This is a genomic window from Sporosarcina sp. NCCP-2716 (assembly GCF_023707985.1).
GTDB lineage: Bacteria > Bacillota > Bacilli > Bacillales_A > Planococcaceae > Sporosarcina.
The window spans coordinates 152,940-175,694 of sequence record NZ_BRCF01000006.1 but is presented as its reverse complement, the minus strand read 5'-3'; the positions used below and the strand labels follow the sequence as shown (position 1 = coordinate 175,694).

The following is a 22,755-nucleotide window of genomic DNA, read 5'->3' as shown; positions in this document are numbered from 1 at the left end:
TCAATAGTGTAGTTAAAGTTTATCATAATGCGGAAAAAAATCGAGCAGCATCCCTCACCGCTGCCCGACTTTTTCAATTACTCTGCCAACACGGCCATGACCTTCCTCACTGACTCCGCAGACTGCTCAAGCGACCTTTTCTCGTCATCGGTCAAATCGAGTTCGATCACTTTCTCGATACCGCCGGCTCCGAGGACGACCGGCACGCCGAGGTAGATTCCTTCCATGCCGAACTCGCCTTCCAAGTATGCGATGGCCGGGACGATCCGTTTCTGATCCTTCAGGACGGCTTCCGCCATCTCGACGAGCGCGGCTGCCGGTGCATAATACGCCGATCCATTGCCGAGCAGGTTGACGATTTCAGCGCCGCCTTTGCGGGTGCGTTCTACAATTTCGCCGATCTTTTCCTGCGTCAGCAGTGATTCAAGAGGAACACCGCCGGCAGCTGAATATCGGATGAGCGGAACCATATCATCGCCGTGGCCGCCGAGTACGAAACCGGTGACGTCTTTTACGGAGACACCGAGTTCCTGCGCAACGAACGTCCGGAACCGCGCTGTATCGAGTACACCTGACTGTCCGATGACCCGTTCTTTCGGAAGGCCCGACTCCTTGAACACCGTATACGTCATCGCGTCCACCGGATTGGTGAGGACAAGGACCGTCGTCTCCGGTGAGTGCTTGACGATCTCCTTCGTGACCGACTTCATGACCTTCTGGTTCGTCTGCACGAGATCGTCCCGGCTCATGCCGGGCTTCCGTGCGATGCCAGCAGTGATGATGATGAGATCGGAATCTTTCGTCTCTGCGTAATCCGACGTGCCGATGATGCTTGCGTCATACCCCTGTACAGGCCCTGCCTCAAGCATATCGAGCGCTTTTCCTTTCGCCGGGTTTTCCATCGCCGGGATGTCGACGAGCACGACATCCGCCAGCTCTTTCTGGGCGATCAGGAACGCTGTTGTCGCTCCTGTGAACCCTGACCCGATCACTGATACTTTCTTCCGTTTCAACGCCATGATGGATGACTCCCTTTCCTTTGTGGAATGACTGAATCTGCATATAGACAAAAAGCAGAGGCTGCCGTAGGAGCTTCTGCTTTTTGTCTGTTACTTATAGTGTACCTGCAGTATCCTTCTCGTAAACTTACAGGTTTTTGATAAGCTCGTCTGCGAACTCGGATGTCTTCACTTCTGTCGCACCGTCCATGAGTCGGGCGAAGTCATACGTGACCACTTTCGAAGCGATCGTCTTCTCGATCGATTTCGTGATCATTTCAGCCGCTTCTGTCCAGCCGAGGTGTTCGAGCATCATGACACCGGAAAGCAGGAGTGATGACGGGTTCACTTTGTCGAGACCTGCATATTTCGGTGCTGTACCATGAGTCGCTTCGAAGATTGCATGGCCTGTATCGTAGTTGATGTTCGCTCCAGGAGCAATCCCGATACCGCCGACTTGCGCAGCAAGTGCATCTGAGATGTAGTCTCCGTTCAGGTTCATCGTCGCAACGACGTCGAACTCTTTCGGACGTGTCAGGATCTGCTGGAGGAAGATATCCGCGATGGAATCCTTCACGATGATCTTGCCTGCCGCTTCAGCATCCGATTGTGCTTTGTTCGCTGCATCTGCGCCTTTTTCGTCCTTGATGCGGTCGTATTCGTTCCATGTGAACACTTTGTCGCCGAATTCCTGTTCAGCCACTTCGTATCCCCAGTTTTTGAATGCGCCTTCTGTGAACTTCATGATGTTCCCTTTGTGCACGAGGGTTACCGATTTGCGTCCTTCTTTGATGGCATAGTTCAGCGCACCGCGGACGAGACGCTTTGTGCCTTCTTCGGATACAGGCTTGATGCCGATACCTGAAGTTTCAGGGAAGCGGATGTTTTTCGCGCCCATTTCGTTCTGGAGGAACTCGATGACTTTCTTCACTTCCGGTGTACCTTCTTTGTACTCGATCCCTGCGTAGATATCTTCTGTGTTTTCACGGAAGATGACCATATCACAGTCTTCCGGATGTTTTACTGGCGAAGGCACTCCTTCGAAGTAACGGACCGGACGCAGGCACGTATAGAGATCCAGTTCCTGACGGAGGGCAACGTTAAGGGAACGGAAGCCGCCGCCGATCGGAGTCGTCAATGGTCCTTTGATAGCGATCAGGTATTCTTCGATCGTATCCAATGTTTCCTGCGGGAGCCATTCACCAGTTTCGTTGAATGCTTTTTCCCCTGCGAGTACTTCTTTCCATTCGATCTTGCGCTTGCTGTCATATGCTTTGTCCACTGCGCTTTCAAGGACGCGGGAAGCCGCATGCCAGATGTCAGGGCCAGTTCCGTCACCGATGATGTACGGAATTACTGCGTGGTCGGGTACGTTGAGAACACCGTCTGTTACTGTGATTTTTCCTTCGTTAGCCATTACAATTCCTCCTTGGGTCATAAGTAGAGGGCCGGTATGAAAGTATACCGCCCCGATCGTTTCTGTTCTTTCCGCTTATCGCTCTTCGATTGGCACGTATTTCTGCATACCCGGTCCGACATACTCTGCACGCGGACGGATCAGACGATTATTTTCGTACTGTTCCAGGATGTGTGCAATCCAGCCGGAAATACGGGATACCGCGAAAATCGGCGTGAAGAGATCATGGTCAATCCCAAGTGAATGATATACCGATGCCGAGTAAAAATCAACATTCGGCGGCAGGTTCTTTTCCCCTGTCACGATCGATGCGATCTCTTCGGACATGCGGAAATATTTACCTTCGCCGCGCAGTTCTGTCAGTTTTTCTGACATTTCACGCAGGTGTTTCGCACGCGGGTCGCCTTTGCGGTAGACACGGTGGCCGAAGCCCATGATCTTCTCTTTGTTCGCGAGTTTGTCGTGGATATACTTGTCCACGTTCTCTTCGCTGCCGATTTCCATGAGCATCTTCATGACCTGCTCGTTCGCACCGCCGTGCAGCGGTCCTTTGAGCGCGCCGATAGCGGCTGTCACGCCAGAGTACATGTCAGAAAGAGTAGCGACACAGACGCGGGCTGTGAATGTGGAAGCATTCAATTCGTGGTCGGCGTGAAGGACGAGCGCCTTGTCGAACGCTTCGATTTCCACGTCTTCCGGCTTTTCGCCTTTCAGCATGTACAGGAAGTTTGCTGCGAAGCCGAGTGTTGTGTCCGGCGCAACCGGCTCGAGTCCTTTACGGATTCGCGCGAAGGCTGTCACGACAGTGGCGATCTTCGCCTGGAGCTTGATGGCCTTCAGGTAGTTCGCTTCCTTGGACATATCTTCGGCTTCGTCGTCATATAACCCTAACATGGAGATCGCTGTGCGCAATGCTGCCATCGGATGCACTTTTTGGATAGGATACGTTTTAAAGTGAGCGAGAACTTGTTCAGGCACGGACATGTTATCCGCCAATTGCTGTTTCAATTCAGCAAGCTCATCTTCTTTTGGCAGACGCAGGTGCCATAGAAGATAGACAACCTCTTCGAAACTCGCATTGTTCGCCAGATCGTCGATGTCATACCCGACATATGTAAGGGTATCATCGATGATGGAGCTGATCGAGGACTGTGTCGCCACGATTCCTTCTAAACCTTTAGTAGATGTCATGAAACTCTCTCCTTCAGTCAGCAGCCGCTGCATCCTCGGTTTTACCATCCGCCGGTTGGGAACTACGGCTGTTCTGAGTATATTGGTTCCGCCTAAAACGCTTACATCTGTCATTATAGTAAACTTTGTCGGTTTTGTGAATGATAATGCACACAATTCACTGGAAATCTATGCAACAGGAGTGGTCGATGATGCAAAAATGGAGTGTTTCCAAGGTCTTTTCACAATACGTCGTCCCGTTCCTGCCTGCTCTGGCGGCGGGTGTTTTCCTGTTTGCTGTGCCGCCTGCGGGAATCGCTATCATTTTAGCGTATTTCGCTGCGCCGCTGATGAGGCTGTTCCATGACGGGTTCAAAATTCCGAGGACGCTTTCGACCCTTCTTTCGATGGGGGTGATGATCGGGGCGATTGCCGGGCTGTCGTTCATGGTGACGCAAAGCCTGATGGATACACTGGCGGCGGCTGAGCGGCACCTCGAGCCGCTGACAGGAAGCCAGGACTGGTCGGGCGTGGCGATCTCGTTCCTGAGGGATCATGTGCTCACTGCGGGCTATGCGCTCGTCGAGCATGCCGTCTCATTTTCTGCGCTGCTGTTCCAGCAAGTGTTCACGCTGTTCATCTTCCTGGTGGCGTTTTTCTTTGCGCTGCGGGAAACAGGAAAAGACCGGTTCTGGTTCCTCGTCTACTTTCCGAAGACGATGCGCTGCCAAGCGCACCGCCTGTTCAAGAAAGCAGGGGAACTGGCCGGCCAGTTCTTTTCGATAGAGGTCAGGCTGTTCTGTCTGACCTTCCTGCTGCTGGTGATCGGTTTCTTCGCCCTGTCGTTCTCCTCCCCGGTCGGCACGGCGTTCTTCATCGCGCTGTCCGACAGTCTCCCCTTCCTCGGGATCGGTCTGTTCCTGTTTCCGATGATCCTGTTCTACTTCTACACAGGTGATCTGCTGTACGGGTCCGCACTGCTTCTGCTGTACTGCCTGGCTTTGCTGAGCCGGCAGTTCGGCGAGTCGTACTTATGGGCATCCGCTTTCAGGGTGCAGCCTGTCCATGCTTTCCTGATCACGGCGAGCTCCTTTTACCTGTTCGGTCTTCCCGGTATCCTGCTGACCCCGTTCCTCATGCACATCGCCATGAAAGTGAAAGGCCACCCGGGGTTCACCGGACGATGAGAGTTCCTTTTTTCATCTTCCTGTAGATCAGGCGGATGATGAGCGGACGGATAAAATGGCGCGGCCAGCTGAACAGCAGAAGGAGACCTGTAATATCGGTGATGAACCCAGGCATGAGCAGGAGGATGCCGCCGAGGAAGATCAGCAGTCCGTCGATGATCGCAGGACCCGGGGCATCCCCCATTGCTAGACGCTGGCGGAATTCGGTGATCGCCCGGAAGCCCTGCCGTTTCGCCAAGTACGCCCCGCCGATCCCGGTGATGAAAATGATCGCGATTGTCGGGACGACCCCTAGATGGCTCCCGGCCGTAAGCAGCAGTGCGAGCTCAGCTGCCGGCACTGCGATGAATAGAAGTATCAACCATTTCATGAGCTTGTCTCCTCTTTTGCGAAAAACCGCTGTCCCTGCATGAAGGGAAGCGGTTTTCATAATTATAGGACCTTTGCATGCCCTTTATAGATGACGCCAGTTTCGGCATCCATCGTGATCTCTTTGTTGTGCTTGATGATATCTGTGGCATTGTGGACACCGACGATGACAGGAATGCCGAGGTTGAGGCCGACGATGGCCCCATGGCTCGTCAAGCCGCCTTCTTCTGTGATCAGGCCGGCACATTTCTCCAGCACAGGAAGCATATCACGATCAGTCGAATTCGTCACGAGGATCGCTCCCTCGAGATTGTTCGCTTCCGCTTCTGCTGCCGTCCGGGCGACGACTGCCCGTCCGTAAGCGACGTCCTTGCCGATCCCCTGGCCTTTAGCCAGCATGTCACCGATGACATGGATCTTCATGAGGTTCGTCGTTCCTGCCTCACCGACCGGGACGCCTGCTGTGATGATGACGACATCGCCGTGTGTGACGTATTTGTGCTTCACACTCTGTTCGACCGATTCGTCAAGGATCGAGTCGATTGATGTGACCCGGCTGCCGACGATCGGATACGCCCCCCAGACAAGGGTCAGGCGGCGGGCAGTCGCTTCGGAAGAAGTCACGGAGATGATCGGGCATCCCGGACGGTATTTTGAAATCATCCGTGCCGTCGTGCCGCTCTCCGTCGGGGCGATCACTGCATTGACTTTCAGGTTGATGGCCGTATAGGCAGCTGCCTGGCCGATCGCATCCGTCATATTACCGTGTTTTTCACGACGGCGTGTCGTGATGAACGAACGGTAGTCGAACGATTCCTCGATTTTCCGTGCGATGCGGTCCATCGTCTCCACGGATTCCACCGGATACAGCCCTGCAGCTGTTTCCCCGGACAGCATGATTGCATCGGAACCGTCGAAAATGGCGTTTGCCACGTCACTCGCTTCGGCACGTGTCGGACGTGGGTTGCGCTGCATCGAGTCAAGCATCTGCGTCGCCGTGATGACAGGTTTACCAGCCCGGTTGCACTTTTCGATGAGCTGTTTCTGGATGACCGGGACTTCTTCCGGCGGGATCTCGACTCCGAGGTCACCGCGCGCCACCATCAGGCCGTCAGATACTTCGATGATCGCATCGATGTTGTCGACGCCTTCCTGGTTCTCGATTTTCGGTATGATGTGCAGCGAGCCGCCGCCGTTATTCTCCAGCAGTTCGCGGATCTCGAGCACATCTTCAGGACGTCTGACGAACGAAGCGGCGATGAAGTCCAGACCGTGTTCGATGCCGAACAGGATATCCTGCTTGTCCTTTTCCGTGATACCCGGAAGCTGGACGGAAACCCCCGGGACGTTGACGCCTTTTTTGTTCTTCAGTTCACCTGAATTAACAACGACGGTGTGGATCAGACCGTTTGCGTTATCTTTTCCCGTCACCCGCAGCATGATGAGACCGTCGTCGAGCAGGATCGTGTCATCCTTGTCCACGTCGTCGATGAGCTGGTCATACGAAATCGAGAACCGTTCATTCGTGCCCACCACTTCCGTCATCGAAACGTCGATCGAATCTCCGGTCTGCAGCTCGATTCGTCCGTTCTCCATCGTATGTGTCCGGATTTCAGGACCTTTCGTATCGAGCAGGATGCCGATCGTCTTCTTCTTGGCCGCGGCAGCTTTCCGGATTGCCTGGATGCGGTTCAAATGTTCTTCATGATCACCGTGTGAAAAATTCAGCCGTGCGACGTTCATGCCGGCGTCGATCAGCTGCTCCAGCTTTTCAGGTGACTCACTGGCGGGTCCGATAGTACAGACGATTTTCGTTTTTCTCATTGTGCATGACCACTTCCTTTTCAAATGATAGCGTTAGATCGATAGTTCTTTCGACAGTGTATACATGCCCTTGTCAAAGTCACTGAAACCGTCGTCCGTCTTTTCGAAGACGTGTTCAAGTGCGTATTCGATCACCTGGTGGTTTTTCATGCCGATTGCGGTTTTGACATTACCGCGCAGCAGGGATTCGACCGCGCGCGCGCCGAACTGGCTCGCAAGCACCCGGTCCCTCGCTGACGGGGAGCCGCCGCGCTGGATATGGCCGAGCACGGAAACCCGTGTGTCGACTTTCTCTTCTGTGATCAGCTTTTCTGCCAGCTCCGCCGCGGACATCACGCCTTCCGCAACGATGATGATGCTGTGCTTCTTGCCGCGCTCCGTCCCGCGCCGCAGCCGGTTGAGAATCTTCGGCATATCATATTTCTCTTCCGGGATCAGGATGGTCTCCGCGCCTCCGGCAAGTCCTGCCCAAAGCGCCAGATCCCCTGCATTCCTGCCCATCACTTCGATGATGAAAGTCCGCTCATGCGAGGTCGCGGTGTCCCGTATCTTATCGATGGCGTCGATGACCGTATTGAGCGCCGTATCGAAGCCGATCGTGAAATCGGTACCGTTGATATCATTATCGATGGTGGCAGGCACGCAGGCGACAGGCATGCCGAGTCTGCTGAGTTCGAGCGCCCCTCTGAATGATCCGTCGCCGCCTATGACGACAACACCCTCCACTGCATGGCGTCGCAGCTGTGCCATCGCCTGTTCGCGTCCTTCCGCTGTCAGGAACTGAGGACAGCGGGCTGAGCGGAGCATCGTCCCGCCGCGCTGGATGATATCTCCGACCGAGCCGAGCTGCAGCAGTTCGATCTTGCCGTCGATGAGACCTTGATAGCCGTTGAATACACCTGCCACTTCCAGTCCTTCGTAAATCGACTTCCGGACGACTGCACGCAGGGCCGCGTTCATGCCGGGGGCATCACCGCCGCTCGTCAGTACTGCAATCTTCTTCATAAGATCCGCTCCTTCCATCATGATGCGTCAAACTGTGTCACTGTTCAGTAAATACCCCGATTTTCCGGAATTTATCATATCGGTCCTGCACGAGGGCATTCCTGCCGAGACTCTTCAGTTCGTCAAGACCCGCCTTCAGTGTTTTCCGCATAGACTCCGCCTGCTGCTTCGCGTCACGATGCGCACCGCCGAGCACTTCCGGGATGATGTCATCGATGATACCCATCTTCAGGAGGTCGGGTGCGGTGATCTTCATAGCGACAGCTGCTTCTTTTGCGTATGCTGCGTCCTTCCAGAGGATCGAGGCCGCGCCTTCCGGTGAAATGACCGAGTATGTCGAGTGTTCGAGCATGTAGATCCGGTTCGCAACGCCGAGCGCAAGGGCGCCGCCGCTGCCGCCTTCACCGATGACGATCGAAATCACAGGCACAGTCAGGCCTGCCATTTCCACGAGATTGCGGGCGATCGCCTCGCTCTGTCCGCGTTCTTCAGCGGCACGGCCGGGGTAAGCCCCTTTCGTGTCGATGAAGCAGACGACGGGGCGGCCGAATTTCTCGGCTTGTTTCATGAGCCGGAGCGCTTTCCGGTATCCTTCAGGATGTGGCATGCCGAATGTCCGCTTGACGTTCTCTTTCGTATCTTTTCCGCGCTGGTGGCCGATGATCGTCAGCGGTTCGCCGTCGAACAGCCCGATCCCGCCGACGATCGCAGCATCGTCGCCGAATACACGGTCGCCGTGCAGCTCGATGAAGTCCTCAAATAGCGCGCCGATGTAGTCGTACGTCGTCGGCCGTTCCGGGTGGCGCGCCACTTGTACGCGCTCCCACGTTTCCATGTTGCCGTATATTTCGTTCTCCAGGTTTTCGAGCCGGCTGTTCAAGTTCCGGATTTCATCTGAAAGGTCGACTTCGTTCGTTTCCGTGAATTCCTTCAGTTCCTGGATCTTCTCACGCAGTTTGATGATCGGTTCTTCGAATGACAGCGTCTTCTTCATAGCGCTGCTCCCCCCTTCGTATGCAGCCGGAGTATCCGGGACAGCATATCTTGGAGATCGACCCGGTGGACGACCGCATCGAGCTGGCCGTGATCCAGGAGGAATTCGGCTGTCTGGAAGTTTTCAGGCAGTTTTTCGCGGACGGTCTGTTCAATGACACGCCGTCCTGCAAACCCGATCAATGCTTTCGGTTCGGCGAGGTTGATGTCACCGACGGACGCGAAACTTGCGGAGACGCCGCCTGTTGTCGGATAGGTCATGACCGATACATAAAGCAGCCCTTTTTCGGCATGGCGGTTCAGCGCCACACTAGTTTTGGCCATCTGCATGAGGGACAGGACACCTTCCTGCATGCGTGCACCCCCGCTGGCTGAGAAGATGAGCATCGGTACGCCGAGTTCCGTCGCCTTCTCTACTGCTCTCGTAATCTTCTCACCGACGACAGATCCCATCGAACCCATGCGGAAATAGGAATCCATGACTGCGATGGCGATCTCGCAGCCGGCGATCTTGCCCGTGCCTGTCAGCACCGCTTCGTTCAGTCCCGTCGTTTCAGCGTCTTTCTTCACTTTCGCGGTGTACGCCGGAAACTCGAGCGGGTTTCCAGTGGCGAGATGATCGTCCATCGATACGAATGTCCCTTCATCCAGCAGGGAGTCGATCCGCTCGTGAGCTGTCATTTTGAAATGGAAATCGCATTTCGGGCAGACTTTCAGCAGTTTCCCTAATTCTTTCGTCGGGATCACATGCTTACATTCCGGACATTTCGTCATGATCCCTTCAGGTACATCACTCTTGGATTTGGCGTTCGGCATGATCGCCTGCTGTTTCTTCGTATTTGTAAATAGATCCCTTAGCATTCGTGTTCGCCCCTTCTTTCTGCATTTACAAGGTCCAGCCAGTCATCGTAATGACCGATGGCCGTCACGCTGCTGCCGTCCATCAGTCCGTCCAGCATCCGTGTGACATAGCCTTGCTCCCCAGCGGTAATTTCGTATTGCGTCGGAACGCGGCTGTATTGTTTCAGTAAAAACCAGATTTTCAAGGAAAGGCGGTTTCCGGCAGCGACGAGCAGCTCTTTCAGCACGTCCTCCCGGATGACCGGCTCCCCCAGTTCCATCTTGCGTAAGAATCCCTGCCATACCGGCAGTCCGCGCAGTTCTGCGTCGGCTGCAATACTTTCGATCGCTGCTGTTTCGTGGATCCGGCGTGTCGCATCTACGTGCTGTAAGGATTGAGGATGCTGCATGATGAAAGCGGACAGGATCTCAACGAGCTGATGTTTTTTGTAATCCGCGAGAAACGTGCCTTCCCCCCGCCTTGTCTCGATCAGGCCTAGCAGTTCCAGGCTCCGTAAGGCTTCCCGTACTGTCGACCTGCCGACTTGCAGGCGTTCTGCGAGCACACGCTCGGAAGGGAGCTTATCTCCGATGACGGCACCCTCTTCTTTAATGATCGTGCGCAGATCATGCACGATATCCAAAAAACGCTTCGATGACGGACTTGATTTTTCCATAGCCGGACTCCTTCTGCATTCTCTGCTTAAGTGGTCAGACCACTTCCCTGTATAAGCATACAAAAAAGGGGGCGCCGCGTAAAGTGATATCTGGGGATCGGCAAATTCCAGTCTGCTCAACCGGGAACGTACAGTTCATCCGCCACGAGCTGGGGGATGCCGTTCCTCAGTTCCGTTTTCCCCCGGCAGACGATCATGACCTGTCCGTCCAGCGCGTGGCTGGAAGAGGCGTACACTTTCGGGAAGAGGGTGACGGACAGGCTTCCGGTTTCGTCTTGCAGTTCGAGGAATGCCATCGCTTCCCCTTTTTTCGTACGGATCCGTTTGCATTCCGTCAGCAGCCCTGCCACTGTGACACGTGAACCGGGAGCTGTTTCTGCGGCCTGACTGAGCGGCAGAGCCGGTTCTTCGAGCGTTTTCCGGAACGCACCTGCCGGATGTTCGGACAGGTAGAATCCGAGCACTTCCTTTTCGGACTCCAGCCGCTCCATCTCGGGCATCGTCCCGGCCGGACTGTATTTCGGACTCGCGATGCTGCCCATCATGCCTGCAAACAGGTCTGCCCCGTCGGTGGGACGGACGAACAGTGCGTGTTTCTTCGCAGCTTCAATCGATGCGAGCAGCACTTCGCGGGGCTGTCCGAACTCATCGAGCGCGCCCGACTTGACGAGCGGCGGGACGGTTTTGTCATTGAACTGCTCGGCGCCGGAAGCTACTGCCAGATCGAAGAGGGTTTTCAGCGGTGCTTTCTGATCTGCAGCTTCGCGCACCGCTTTATAGAACGAATACGGTACGCCTTTCACTGCGTTCAGTCCGAGGCGCACCGCCCCGTTTTCCGTCGAAGCGGACCATTTGCTCTTCGTGATGGAAGGACCGAGCAGCCGGATGCCCTTCGTTCTCATCTCCCCGATGTATTCCATCATCTTTTCAGGCGAGCCGGCGAGTACACTGAGGCACGCTGCGTAAAACGGGGCTGGGTAGTTCGCTTTCAAATACGCGAGCTGGTAGGAGATGAGGGAATAGGCGACCGCATGGCTTTTCGGAAATCCGTAGTCCGCAAACTTGACGATCAGCTCGTAAATACTTGCAGCGGCCTGTTCAGGGAAACCGTTTTTCACCGCGCCAGCCGTGAAATGGGCCTGTTCCTGTTCAAGGATATCCCGTTTCTTTTTGCTGATGGCGCGCCGGAGAAGATCGGCCTCCCCCATCGTGAACCCGGCAATCTGCACGGCAATCTGCATGATCTGTTCCTGATAGACGATGATGCCGTACGTTTCCTTCAGGATCGGTTCAAGTGCCGGATGCGTATAATGGACAGGCTCCCGGCCTTTTTTACGCCGGCTGTAGAGTGGGATGAACTCCATCGGACCGGGACGGTAGAGTGCGTTGACGGCATAGATATCGCCGAACGAATCCGGTTCGACTTCGCGCAGCGCCCTTCTCATTCCCGGTGACTCGAACTGGAACACGCCGAGCATGTCCCCCTGCCGGAACAGTTCGAGCGTCGGTTCGTCCGTCAGCGGCAGCTGGTCAAGCAGTACGTTCCTGCCAGTGTCACGGCGTACATTCCGCCGGATCCGGTCGAGGAGTGTGAGGTTCCGCAGACCGAGGAAGTCCATTTTCAGGAGACCGGCTTCTTCCGCGTCATTCATCGCCCATTGGGTCAGGTAGACGGAATCCCCGCCGCTCTGCAGAGGAACCGTTTCGACGAGCGGGTTCGGGGACAGGATGACACCTGCCGCATGGGTCGATGCATTGCGGGGCAGCCCTTCGAGTGCCAGGGAAGCCTGGAGCCACTTCGATCTGACTTCGTCTGCCTCGATCCACTTGCGGAGGGCGGGCGACTGATCGATCCGTTCGCTCAGTGTCCTGCCATGCGCCGCGGCGAGGTTCTTCGAGACGAACGACAGGTCTTCATTCGAGAAACCGAACACCCGGGCCGTATTGCGGGCCACGGATTTCGCCGACAGCGTGCCGAACGTGATGATCTGGGCGACATGGTTCCTGCCGTATTTCCGGGCGACGTATTCCACGACTTCAAGACGCCGGGTGTCCGCGAAATCCACATCGATATCGGGCATCGTCACGCGGCTCCTGTTCAGGAACCGTTCGAAGATGAGGCCGTATTTCAGCGGATCGACCGCTGTGATGCCGAGGGAGAAAGCGACGAGAGAACCGGCGGACGAGCCGCGTCCCGGACCGACTTCGATCTCGTTCCCTTTTGCATAGTCAATGAAATCTTCAACGATGAGGAAGTAATCCGCATACCCCATCGACGAGATGACGTCCAGCTCGTAACGGAGCCGTTCCTCGTACTCGCCGGTCAGCGTTCCGATCTTGTCCTGCAGACCTGCCCGGCAGCGCCGTTCCAGCAGCGCAGCCGGTGTGTCCTCGTCAGCTACGGGGAACCGGGGCATGAGGAGCCGTTTTTCAGGCAGCTGCACCGTGCACGACAAAAGAAGGTCCGCGGCTCGCTGCAGCCACTCCTCTTTTCCGGTGAACCATGCTGCTAGTTCCGATTCCTCCGGTACGTAACTGTTGCCATGCATATTCACCGGACGTGCCGGGTCGTTCAGCTTGTATCCGTCCCGGATCGCCTGGGCCGTCTCATAACTGAACGCGTCTTCCGGATCGATGAATCTCGCTTCGCTGCAGGCGATGATCGGCAGGCCTGCTGCATCCGCCGCTTCCTCGATCTGCTGTTCCTCCTCTTGGACTTCACCCGCCGGCCTGGCGATGCCGATGTACAGGTCGGCAGTGCCGCAGTGCTCCGTGAATCTTTGGATGTCATCGGGTGAGCGGAATCCTTCCCACGTCGGCGAGGTGAGCGACAGGACGACAGCGCAGTTTTCCGTATATGGCTTGAGCCACTTCTCAGGCAGCGTGCCGGACTCCCGTGTCGCGGCTGCACTGCTCGCCTTCAGGAGCTGCCGGAAGCCTTCGTCATTTTTAGCGTATATGTAAATGAGCGGTTTCCCGCCCGCTTCCGTTTCGACGTGCAGGGACAGGCCGATCACCGGATGGATGCCGTATTTCGTCATCACTTTCCAGAACGATCGGACACCTGACAGCGAAGAATTGACGATCGCAGCAGAAACAGCCCCTCTTCGCTGAAGAAGAGGAGCCAGCCGGTCCAGTTTGATAATGCCGTTCAGGAAATCAGCACCAGTGATCAGCTGCGGGTAAACAAGCGTCATGGTCTGCCCCTCCCTCATTTGTGTTGCGCGCACATCGCTTTCAGCCTGCTGATGACCTCATCGGCTTCATCCCACGAATGGACGGAAGCGCCTGCTGCAAGTGGATGTCCCCCGCCGCCATAGTCAGCCGCCAGTTCATTGATGACCACTTTTTTCGAACGGAGCCGCACGCGGATCTGATCCGGCTCCTCAACGAATATGAGCCATGCACAAATGCCTTTCACGTCTCCGAGGGAGCTGACTAGGGAAGACGTCTCTTCCGGGCGCACGCCGAACTGCTGAAGGATATCCGTTGGGAGTTTGATGTAGGCGGCGCCGTTTTCATCCATCTGGAAGTTCTGATAGACGTACCCCTGCAGATTCAGCATGCTGCGTTCCACTTCGTACATCCCCGCGAAGATCTGCTGACGGTCGAAATCGTGCTTGATAAGCTCGCTTGCGACTTCGAATGTCGTACCGGTCGCACTCGGATACATGAACCGGCCCGTGTCCCCGACGATGCCGGCGAACAGCAGACGAGCCGCTTCGTCCGGCATCGTCCAGCCCTTGTACTCCCGGCCTTCTGCGTACAGGCCGAAGATCATTTCCGAGCAGGAACTCGCATCGGTGTCGACCCACAGGACATCACCGTACGGATCGACGTTCGGATGGTGGTCGATCTTGACGAGGAAATCACCTTTTCCGTAGTCTTGGCCGTCGATACGGTCGGTGTTCGCCGTATCGGTGACGATGACGAGCGCTCCGCTGTACATGTCGTCGGTTACAGCGTCCTGTGATGCGAGGAAGGCGAGCTGCCCGTCGTCGCTTCCGGCGGCATGGACGGTTTTACCGGGGTAGTTCGCTTCGATCAGTTTCTTGAGGCCGACTTGTGATCCGAAAGCGTCGGGATCCGGACGCACGTGCCGGTGGATGATAATTGTGGAATAGCGTTCAATTGTGTCGATGATTTGTCTTTTCATGGTCCGTTCCCCCATTGTTCAAATAATTGCGTTCGCATTTGTATGACGAAGCCGCTACAATAGAAGACGTGTACTATTCTTCTGGAGGGCTGTACTATGCAGACAGTGAATTTCATACTCGTGTTCCTCATCATTGCTTCGGCAGTGTTCTACTTTTACTTCAAAACACGCCAGTTCCGGACGAGCCAAGTGTTCCCGATCCGCAAAAAGATGTTCGCTTCGAAAGCCGGGATGTTCCTCGGCATCATGCTCGTCGTGTTCGGCGTCAATCAGCTGCTGCTGTTCGACGGTGCTATCACTTATGCGGTCGTCGCTGTCTTCGTCGTCCTCGGCGGTTACGTCTCCATCTTCAACTGGAGAGCGATGAAGCATTACAACCGATTTGTCGATGAAGAGACGGAATTGAATACACGCTGATGCCCCGGCATCAGCGTTTTTTTCTGTTCAGCGTTCCAGCAGCTGGTATGTAACGAGCGCTTTGCCGACCATTTCGCCTTCCGCGAAAATGGAGATGTCCATTTTTACGACACGGCGGCTCATGTGAAGAATATCCGGCGTAACTTGGACAGTACTGCCGAGCTGGACATGCTTCATGAAGTAGATGGTGATGTTTTCCGGCACACTTTCCCCTCGCTTGACGAGTTTGATGGCGCGGTTGCCCGTTTCAGCAAGCAGTGTCGTGAGCGCGCCGTAGGACAAGGTGCCGAACTGGTTCGTCAGCTGCGGTATCACATCGAAAGTGATGTTCGGTTTGGTTTCATCATCCGCATGCATCTGGCTCTTGACGATATCGTCGATCGTCTGGCCGTGCTGCGGCTGGCGCTGGGTCATCTGGAACGCTTTCAGTACGTCCTGGCGGCTGAGGACTCCGTCGAGGATCCCCGATTCCGTCACGACAGGCAGCAGATCGATCCCTTCCCAGACCATGCTGTGGCCGGCGGAGGCGACGCTCATCTTGCGGGTCGCCGTTATTGGTGAAGATGTCATGACTTTGCCGATCGGCTCCGTGTCGTGCTTGCCGACGATATCTTTCGACGTCACCATGCCGACGACTCTCCCGTTCCGCTCGATGACCGGAAAAGCCGAGTGCGACGTTTTGCGGCTCACTTCGTTGAACCGTCCGACCGTATCCTGGATGGACAGAGCGATCGTGTTCGCGAGCGGATGCTGGATATCCTCGACGAGCAGAATATCCTTTTCGATCATCTGGTCGGAGATGGCACGGTCAAGCATCGTCGCGACGGTGAACGAGTCATAACTCGTCGAGATGACCGGCAGGCCGAGTGAGTCGGCAAGCTCCTTCACTTCGTCAGCCGTATCAAAACCGCCCGTAACGAGGACAGCCGCCCCTGCACTGAGTGCAAGACGGTGTGCCCTTTGCCGGTTGCCGACGATCAGGAGGCTGCCGGGCTGGATATAGCGGCGTATATCATCCACCTGCATGGCGCCGATCAGGAACTTGGTCAGGGTCTTGTGCAGGCCGCCCATCCCGCCGAGCACGCTCCCATCCACAATATTGACAACTTCCGCAAATGTCAGCCGTTCAATATTCTCCTTCTTCTTCTTTTCGATCCGGATTGTCCCGACACGCTCGATCGTATTGACGAGCTTATTGTTTTCGGCTTCTTTGATGGCCCGGTAGGCTGTGCCTTCGCTGACCGCGAGCGCGCGGGCGATCTGCCGGACCGAGATCTTCTCACCGACGGGCAGTTCTTCGATATGGCGCAGAATCTGCTCATGTTTTGTCGACATGTCGTTCACCTTTTCCTTATGGTTGCCTTAGAGTCTCAGTTTACCATAATTTCACGAAAAAAACCGTGCCGCCCGAGAAATCGCCCAGGCGGCACAGCCATGTTACAAAGTGATCGATTCTCCCGGTGCCATCACTCTCGCCTCCGTGCTGTCCGCGAGGCTGCAGAACGTCTCGGGATCCTGTCTGATTGCAGGGAAAGTATTGTAATGGACAGGTACCGCAAGCTTCGGCTTCAGCAGGCCAGCTGCATACGCCGCGTCTTCTGGCCCCATCGTGAAATTATCCCCAATCGGCAGGAACGCCACGTCGATTGTGTTCCGTCTGCCGATCAGCTCCATATCGCCGAACAGTGACGTGTCGCCGGCATGGTAGATCGTTTTGCCTTCCGCCGAAAACAGGATTCCCGCCGGCATCCCGGTATAGATGATCTGCTTATCCTCCGTCGTATAGGACGAGCTGTGGAACGCTTTTGTGTATTTTACCGTTCCGAAGTAGAACTGATGAGCCCCGCCGATGTTCATGCCGTGCGTGTCGAGTCCCTGCCAGCCGAGCCAGACGGCCAGTTCGTTCGGCGCGACGACGAGCGCACCGCTCGCTTTCGCGATATCGACCGTATCCCCGACGTGGTCGTTATGTCCGTGCGTGAGCAGGATGACATCCGGCTTCTGTTCTTCCGCTATCAGATCCGTCAGTTCGTTCCCTGTGATGAACGGATCGATGAGTATTTCATAGCCCTGTGTCTTCACTTTGACGATCGAATGTCCATGATATGAGATTTGCAATTTATCCGGCACCTCCACTTTGACTTCTTTCCTCATAGACGGATTCACGAAACCTGCCGCAAACCCTCTTTTTTGGTATGATGAAAGATGTAAAGAGGAGGAATTCACTTGAACAGACTTGAAACGATCCAGCAATTTCTAACAGACCACAAGACGGATGCAGCACTCGTCACGACACCTGACAACATCTTCTATTTATCCGGTTTCAGCAGTGATCCGCATGAGCGGCTGCTCGGTGTGATGATTTTCAAGGACGCCGATCCGTTCATCATCTGCCCCCTCATGGAAGTGCCTGATGTGAAGGCAGCCGGCTGGGAATACGAAGCGGTCGGCTACGAAGATACGGACGACGCGTGGGAATTCGTGAAGGAAGCGGCCGGACGCCGGATGGATGGCATCCAGTCGATTGCCATCGAGAAGTCCCATCTGACGGTCGAACGCCTGGAGCGGCTGGAGACGCTGTTCGCAGGGGTTTCGATCAGCCGGCTGGACGAGCAGCTGAATGCAATGCGCAGCCGGAAGGACGAGCAGGAGCTCGGACTTCTCCGTGAAGCGGCAGCCCTTGCCGACTATGCGATCGAAGTGGCGTGCGATCATATTGCGGAAGGCGTGACAGAGCTCGAACTGCAGACGGCGATCGAACTTGCGCTGAAGAAGAAAGGCGTACAGAAGATGTCGTTCGATACGACGGTCCTGACCGGGACGAAAACAGCTTCCCCGCACGGCACACCGGGTGACCGGAAGATCGTCCAAGGCGATTTCGTCCTGCTCGACCTCGGTGTCGTCCATAAAGGCTACTGTTCGGACATTACGCGTACGCTTGCATTCGGCGAACCGTCCGATGCACAGAAGGATATTTACGAAGCGGTCCGACGTGCGAACCAGGCGGCGATCGATCTCGTGAAACCTGGCGTGAAAGCGAAAGACCTCGACAAGGCGTCCCGCGATGTCATCTCGGAAGCGGGATACGGGGAGTATTTCACACACCGTCTCGGACACGGCCTAGGGATTTCCGTCCATGAATTCCCGTCGATCCACGGAGCGAACGACTTCCAGCTGGACGAAGGCATGGTGTTCACGATCGAACCTGGTATCTATGATTCATCGATCACAGGCGTGCGGATCGAAGACGATGTCGTCGTCACCGCGGACGGCGTTGAAGTGATGACGAAGTTCCCGAAAGAATTGACGATCATCCGATGATGCTGCGCAGTCCCCTTTTTAATGGGGACTGTTTTTTGTTGGGGTTAGGTCGATGGCAGGCGATGGGAATTGAGCGGTTGGCTGTGGGAATTGAGCGGTTGGCCGTGGGTATCGAGCGGTTGGCCGATGGTATCGATCGGTTAGCCGTGGGTATCGATCGGTTAGCCGCCAGAATTGAGCGGTTAGCCGATGGTATTGATCGGTTAGCCGATGGTATTGATCGGTTAGCCGCCGGTATTGATCGGTTAGCCGATGGTATTGATCGGTTAGCCGCCGGTATCGAGCGGTTAGCCGTCCTTACAGATACCAAAAAAGCCCTTCCGACTTTTCACGGAAGGGCTTTTCATATTTATCCGAGCAAGGAATCTGCAGAGACGTATTCCAGTGACTGTGCTTCCGCCACCGCTTTGTATGTGACGTGACCCTCGATCGTGTTGAGGCCTTTGCGCAAAACTTCGTTGTCGAGGCATGCCTGCTTGTAGCCTTTGTTCGCGATCTGCAATGCATATGGCACAGTGACATTTGTCAGCGCCATCGTCGATGTGCGCGGAACAGCGCCCGGCATGTTGGCGACGGCGTAGTGGACGACGCCGTGCTTGACGTACGTCGGATCGTCGTGCGTCGTCACGCGGTCTGTCGTCGCGAAGATGCCGCCCTGGTCGATTGCGATATCGACGAGCACGGAGCCCGGTGTCATCGATTTCACCATCTCCTCGCTCACGAGCTTCGGTGCACGGGCGCCCGGGATGAGGACGCAGCCGATGACGAGATCCGCTTCCTTGACGGAATTCGCAATGTTGAACGGGTTCGACACGAGTGTCTGGACGTCCTTGCCGAAGATCTCATCGAGCTGGCGGAGGCGTTCCACCGACAGGTCGAGGATCGTGACGCGTGCGCCCATACCGATTGCGATGCGCGCCGCGTTCGTGCCGGCCTGTCCGCCGCCGATGATCGTCACGTTGCCGCGATCGACGCCCGGTACGCCGGACAGAAGGATCCCCTTGCCGCCTTCCATCTTCTCTAAGTACTGGGCACCGATCTGGGTCGCCATACGGCCGGCCACTTCACTCATCGGAGCCAGCAGCGGAAGGAGTCCGCTTGGCAGCTGGACAGTCTCGTAGGCGATCGACGTCACCTTATTGTCGACGAGCGCCTTCGTCAGTTCCTCTTCGTGCGCCAGGTGCAAGTACGTGAACAGAATGAGCCCTTCGCGCAGGAAGCCGTATTCGGAAGCGATCGGCTCCTTCACTTTCATGACCATCTCCGCCCCCCAGGCTTCCGCAGCGGACTCGACGATCGTCGCGCCGACTTCCCGGTAATCCTCGTCCGAGAAGCTCGAGCCGACGCCCGCACCGGTTTCGATGAGCACTTCATGGCCGGCAGTCTTCAGGTTGAAGACTCCCGCTGGTGTCATCGCGACACGGTTTTCGTTGTTCTTGACCTCTTTAGGTACTCCAATACGCATAGTTAGTTCCCCCTTAGTAATAGTGTCCGGCTGTTCAGTATGTACCGTTCAGACGTTTTCTCAACAAGTGTAGCAGATCGGCCGGCCGTTTGCCGAATATTTTCAACTCACAATTGCTGTTTCAACATTCCGTCTTTTGGCAGTTCAGCAGGAATTCTGCCGAATGATGGCGTATACTAGAATCAGAACGATAAATTCAAAGTGTAGGAGAGTGATCACGATGTCATTAGTGTATAACCAAATCATCGTCGCCGTCGACGGATCGAAAGAATCGGAATGGGCGTTCAAAAAAGCGGTCGCCATTGCGAAGCGGAACGATGCGACCCTCAATCTCGTCAACATTATCGATACCCGATCGTACTCGGCGGTCGAAGCGTACGACCGGTCCATCGCAGAACGCGCACAATCTTATTCGGTCGATCTGCTGGAGGGCTACAAGGAGCACGCTATTGAATCCGGCCTGACACACGTCAATGTCATCGTCGAATATGGTTCTCCGAAAACGATGATTCCGCGTGAGATCCCGAAAAAGATCCAAGCCGACCTGATCATCTGTGGCGCAACCGGTCTGAATCCTGTCGAACGTTTCCTGATCGGCAGCGTTTCGGAGAATATCGTCCGCGCTGCGAAATGTGATGTACTCGTTGTCCGTACTCCTGAGAGCGAAGACAAGTAATCCGGAATCCAAAGAAAAGCTGGCTGCCCACGGGAGAATCCCGTGACGCAGCCAGCTTTTCTGTTCATATTATTCCGCGGCCCACTGTTCCATGTTCGCGAAGAAGGAGACCATCGCCTGCTTGTCCGTCATGTCCGGCACAGCAGCCAGCAGGACGTCAGGGATGGGTGCCTTGTCGCCAGAAGGCTTCTGCAGGATGAGGATGCTCTTCGACTGCGCGGCGTTTTTGAAGAGTGTCCCCGGCAGCTGCAGAACTGCCCGGATGATCGTATGATTTTTCAGGAACGTGTGCAGATTTCCCGACTGGGCCGATTCGAACAAGCCTGACGGCACGAGGAAGATGCCATGGGCGCCCGGCTTCAGGTGCTGCAGCGTCTGTTCGATGAACAGGTGGTGCGCGTAAGCATGGCCTTCAGCAGGCATCATCTCGAAATTCATCCCATTCTCATCATCAGGATAATAGCCGACAGGCAGATCGCACACTGCCAGATCTGCCGGATCCAGGAGCAGCGGACGGAGGGCATCCTGTACGAAGATGCGCACTTCCTGTTCAAGCAGATCCGCCGAAACCGCCATCAGACGGGCGAGCACATCGTCTATCTCAACAGCCGTCGCAGAGGACAGGCGGCCCAGATGGTTCATGACCGTGAACAGCAGGTTGCCTGTCCCTGCTGCGAGGTCGGCAACTTGCACTTCCTCTTTTTCTGACACGAGGAGTGCCGCGATGCGGGCGATCAGCATCCCGATCGCATCCGGTGTCATCTGGTGGTTCGGCTGGACGTTCTGCCGCATCCCTTTTAAGATTGCGAGCTGCAATCCGCGGCGGATCTCTTCTTTCGTGACCGTCCCGTTCGAATCGGGTGCTGTCCTGCCTTCTGCCCAATCACGGCACGCAGTGATGAGCTGTTCCAGGTAGAGCTGGTCCCCGCTGTCGGCAGCTGTATCTAAATACGTGAAGATCTGTTCTGTATTGCTTGTCATCGTCATCCCTCTTCCTGATTATTGCATGTATGCTGCAGACCGGCGGCCGTACCCGCGAAAAACCCATCCGGCGGACGGATGGGTTTTTACACGTTCGGTGCCGGCCTTCCCTTACGCTTTCAGTCGGTTCACGGCGTCGAGCGCTTCCATGTAGTCCGGGTGATCCGTCACTTCACTGACATACTCCGAATACACGACGGTGCCGGTCTGATCAATGACGAAAATCGCCCGCGCCAGGAGCCGCAGTTCCTCGATCACGACTCCGTACGCCTTGCCGAACGACAAGTCGCGGTGGTCGGAAAGGATCTGCATATTGCCTATTTCCTCGGCTGACCGGTATCGTGCCTGGGCGAAAGGCAGATCGGCGGAAATCGTCGTCACTTCGACTTCATCCCCGAGTTCCCCCGCCTCTTCGTTGAACCGCTGGGTCTGCTTGGAACAGACACCTGTGTCGATCGACGGCACGACACTGATCAGGCGGATTTTTCCGTCTGTTGCGTCGAACGTGACGGGCAGCAGATCGTTCCCGATGACTGTGAATCCGGCTGCTTTGTCACCGGCTTTCAGCCGGCTTCCGAGCAATGTGACCGGCTTATTCTGAAATGTTACAGTTGTCATGGTGATTCCGCTCCTTCCATTGTCCATCCATCTTACTAGATGGACTGACCCTCTGGCAACTGATGGCGACCGGCAACTGCCGGCCGATCCTGCAACGGGATTGCTTCGTACAGCCGCTCATGGATCACTTCCGTATCGGCAAACAGATCATGGAGCGCTTCGTTCCGCGGCATGAATACGACGAGCAAGTAGGGGACGACGAGTGTTTTCGAAATATAACGGCCAATCACCTCACGGAAGAGCAGACTGACCCAGCCGAGTGGTCCGCCCGATTTCCGGACGACCCGGATTCCGCAGATCATCTTCCCTGCCGTCTGACCGAAGAACTTCGTCATGAGCAGGAAGTACGCAAGGAAGATGACGAGCAACACTGCTTTGTACGGACTGTACAGCAAAAAGAAAGGATCCGTGATCGGCCAGCCGAAGATCCGGAAGACCGGTTTGACGATCAGACCGCTGATGGCCCCGATGACGATCAGGTCAATGATATACGCCCAGAAACGGATCCAGAATCCGGCTGGTTTGTGCCGGAACCCGGGCTCCCGTGCATCAGGCTCTGCCGATCGGAGGCTCACCGATTCCGCCGGCGGCTGTCCGCTCACGACGGATGTTTCCAATTCATCAGACATACTGCTTCCTCC

The 22,755-nt window shown here is 55.7% G+C and carries 21 protein-coding genes; 4 read left to right on the top strand and 17 right to left on the bottom strand.

Annotated features, from left to right (window positions below):
* Positions 1-77: 77 nt before the first annotated feature.
* The 3 genes from mdh to citZ form a co-directional block, all read right to left on the bottom strand.
* Positions 78-1,019 (bottom strand): malate dehydrogenase, encoded by a 942-nt coding sequence (gene mdh, locus NFU03_RS10475; RefSeq protein WP_251638482.1) that lies wholly within the window; start codon positions 1,017-1,019, stop codon positions 78-80.
* Positions 1,020-1,146: 127 nt separating this feature from the next.
* On the bottom strand, positions 1,147-2,415 hold the full coding sequence (gene icd, locus NFU03_RS10470) for an NADP-dependent isocitrate dehydrogenase (RefSeq protein WP_251638481.1): 1,269 nt from the start codon (positions 2,413-2,415) through the stop codon (positions 1,147-1,149).
* A 75-nt stretch (positions 2,416-2,490) separates the two neighbouring features.
* The gene (citZ, locus tag NFU03_RS10465; protein WP_251638480.1) at positions 2,491-3,606 is read right to left on the bottom strand and encodes a citrate synthase; all 1,116 of its coding nucleotides are present in this window, start codon (positions 3,604-3,606) and stop codon (positions 2,491-2,493) included.
* Between the two features lie 191 nt (positions 3,607-3,797).
* Here citZ and NFU03_RS10460 point away from each other — a divergent pair, with 191 nt between their 5' ends.
* Positions 3,798-4,772, top strand: a complete 975-nt coding sequence (locus NFU03_RS10460; protein ID WP_251638479.1) for an AI-2E family transporter — start codon at positions 3,798-3,800, stop codon at positions 4,770-4,772.
* On the opposite strand, the gene NFU03_RS10455 is transcribed toward NFU03_RS10460, so the two are convergent.
* From NFU03_RS10455 to NFU03_RS10420, 8 genes are all read right to left on the bottom strand, one after another.
* Positions 4,759-5,142, bottom strand: coding sequence for an FxsA family protein (locus NFU03_RS10455; protein ID WP_251638478.1), 384 nt, complete (start codon positions 5,140-5,142; stop codon positions 4,759-4,761). The genes NFU03_RS10460 and NFU03_RS10455 overlap by 14 nt on opposite strands.
* Positions 5,143-5,204: 62 nt before the next feature.
* Positions 5,205-6,965 carry a pyruvate kinase gene (gene pyk / locus NFU03_RS10450; protein WP_251638477.1) on the bottom strand — a complete coding sequence of 587 codons (1,761 nt, stop codon included), beginning with the start codon at positions 6,963-6,965 and terminating at the stop codon, positions 5,205-5,207.
* Positions 6,966-6,998: 33 nt separating this feature from the next.
* Complete coding sequence (gene pfkA / locus NFU03_RS10445) at positions 6,999-7,970, bottom strand: 6-phosphofructokinase (RefSeq protein WP_251638476.1); 972 nt, start codon at positions 7,968-7,970, stop codon at positions 6,999-7,001.
* A gap of 37 nt (positions 7,971-8,007) precedes the next feature.
* On the bottom strand, positions 8,008-8,964 hold the full coding sequence (locus NFU03_RS10440) for an acetyl-CoA carboxylase carboxyltransferase subunit alpha (RefSeq protein WP_251638475.1): 957 nt from the start codon (positions 8,962-8,964) through the stop codon (positions 8,008-8,010).
* On the bottom strand, positions 8,961-9,824 hold the full coding sequence (accD, locus tag NFU03_RS10435) for an acetyl-CoA carboxylase, carboxyltransferase subunit beta (protein ID WP_251638474.1): 864 nt from the start codon (positions 9,822-9,824) through the stop codon (positions 8,961-8,963). Before accD ends, NFU03_RS10440 begins: the two co-directional genes overlap by 4 nt.
* Positions 9,818-10,480, bottom strand: a complete 663-nt coding sequence (locus NFU03_RS10430; RefSeq protein WP_251638472.1) for a FadR/GntR family transcriptional regulator — start codon at positions 10,478-10,480, stop codon at positions 9,818-9,820. Before NFU03_RS10430 ends, accD begins: the two co-directional genes overlap by 7 nt.
* Positions 10,481-10,596: 116 nt before the next feature.
* On the bottom strand, positions 10,597-13,677 hold the full coding sequence (locus NFU03_RS10425) for a DNA polymerase III subunit alpha (protein WP_251638470.1): 3,081 nt from the start codon (positions 13,675-13,677) through the stop codon (positions 10,597-10,599).
* Positions 13,678-13,691: 14 nt separating this feature from the next.
* Positions 13,692-14,636, bottom strand: coding sequence for a DHH family phosphoesterase (locus NFU03_RS10420; RefSeq protein ID WP_251638468.1), 945 nt, complete (start codon positions 14,634-14,636; stop codon positions 13,692-13,694).
* Positions 14,637-14,732: 96 nt separating this feature from the next.
* Between NFU03_RS10420 and NFU03_RS10415 the strand changes: the two genes are divergently transcribed.
* The gene (locus NFU03_RS10415; protein WP_251638466.1) at positions 14,733-15,053 is read left to right on the top strand and encodes a YtpI family protein; all 321 of its coding nucleotides are present in this window, start codon (positions 14,733-14,735) and stop codon (positions 15,051-15,053) included.
* A gap of 27 nt (positions 15,054-15,080) precedes the next feature.
* On the opposite strand, the gene NFU03_RS10410 is transcribed toward NFU03_RS10415, so the two are convergent.
* Both NFU03_RS10410 and NFU03_RS10405 read right to left on the bottom strand, forming a co-directional pair.
* Positions 15,081-16,388 carry a DRTGG domain-containing protein gene (locus tag NFU03_RS10410; RefSeq protein WP_251638464.1) on the bottom strand — a complete coding sequence of 436 codons (1,308 nt, stop codon included), beginning with the start codon at positions 16,386-16,388 and terminating at the stop codon, positions 15,081-15,083.
* A 102-nt stretch (positions 16,389-16,490) separates the two neighbouring features.
* Positions 16,491-17,171 carry a metal-dependent hydrolase gene (locus NFU03_RS10405; RefSeq protein ID WP_251638462.1) on the bottom strand — a complete coding sequence of 227 codons (681 nt, stop codon included), beginning with the start codon at positions 17,169-17,171 and terminating at the stop codon, positions 16,491-16,493.
* Positions 17,172-17,279: 108 nt separating this feature from the next.
* Between NFU03_RS10405 and NFU03_RS10400 the strand changes: the two genes are divergently transcribed.
* Positions 17,280-18,374 carry a M24 family metallopeptidase gene (locus NFU03_RS10400; protein WP_251638460.1) on the top strand — a complete coding sequence of 365 codons (1,095 nt, stop codon included), beginning with the start codon at positions 17,280-17,282 and terminating at the stop codon, positions 18,372-18,374.
* Between the two features lie 349 nt (positions 18,375-18,723).
* Here NFU03_RS10400 and ald read toward each other — a convergent pair whose 3' ends face one another.
* Positions 18,724-19,839 (bottom strand): alanine dehydrogenase, encoded by a 1,116-nt coding sequence (gene ald, locus NFU03_RS10395; RefSeq protein WP_251638457.1) that lies wholly within the window; start codon positions 19,837-19,839, stop codon positions 18,724-18,726.
* Positions 19,840-20,059: 220 nt separating this feature from the next.
* Between ald and NFU03_RS10390 the strand changes: the two genes are divergently transcribed.
* Positions 20,060-20,515 (top strand): universal stress protein, encoded by a 456-nt coding sequence (locus tag NFU03_RS10390; protein ID WP_251638455.1) that lies wholly within the window; start codon positions 20,060-20,062, stop codon positions 20,513-20,515.
* Between the two features lie 69 nt (positions 20,516-20,584).
* Here NFU03_RS10390 and NFU03_RS10385 read toward each other — a convergent pair whose 3' ends face one another.
* The 3 genes from NFU03_RS10385 to NFU03_RS10375 all read right to left on the bottom strand — a co-directional run bounded on the left by NFU03_RS10385 (position 20,585) and on the right by NFU03_RS10375 (position 22,743).
* On the bottom strand, positions 20,585-21,496 hold the full coding sequence (locus NFU03_RS10385) for a class I SAM-dependent methyltransferase (protein WP_251638453.1): 912 nt from the start codon (positions 21,494-21,496) through the stop codon (positions 20,585-20,587).
* Positions 21,497-21,607: 111 nt separating this feature from the next.
* Positions 21,608-22,114, bottom strand: a complete 507-nt coding sequence (tpx, locus tag NFU03_RS10380; protein WP_251638451.1) for a thiol peroxidase — start codon at positions 22,112-22,114, stop codon at positions 21,608-21,610.
* A gap of 35 nt (positions 22,115-22,149) precedes the next feature.
* Complete coding sequence (locus NFU03_RS10375; protein ID WP_251638449.1) at positions 22,150-22,743, bottom strand: RDD family protein; 594 nt, start codon at positions 22,741-22,743, stop codon at positions 22,150-22,152.
* Positions 22,744-22,755: the final 12 nt, after the last annotated feature.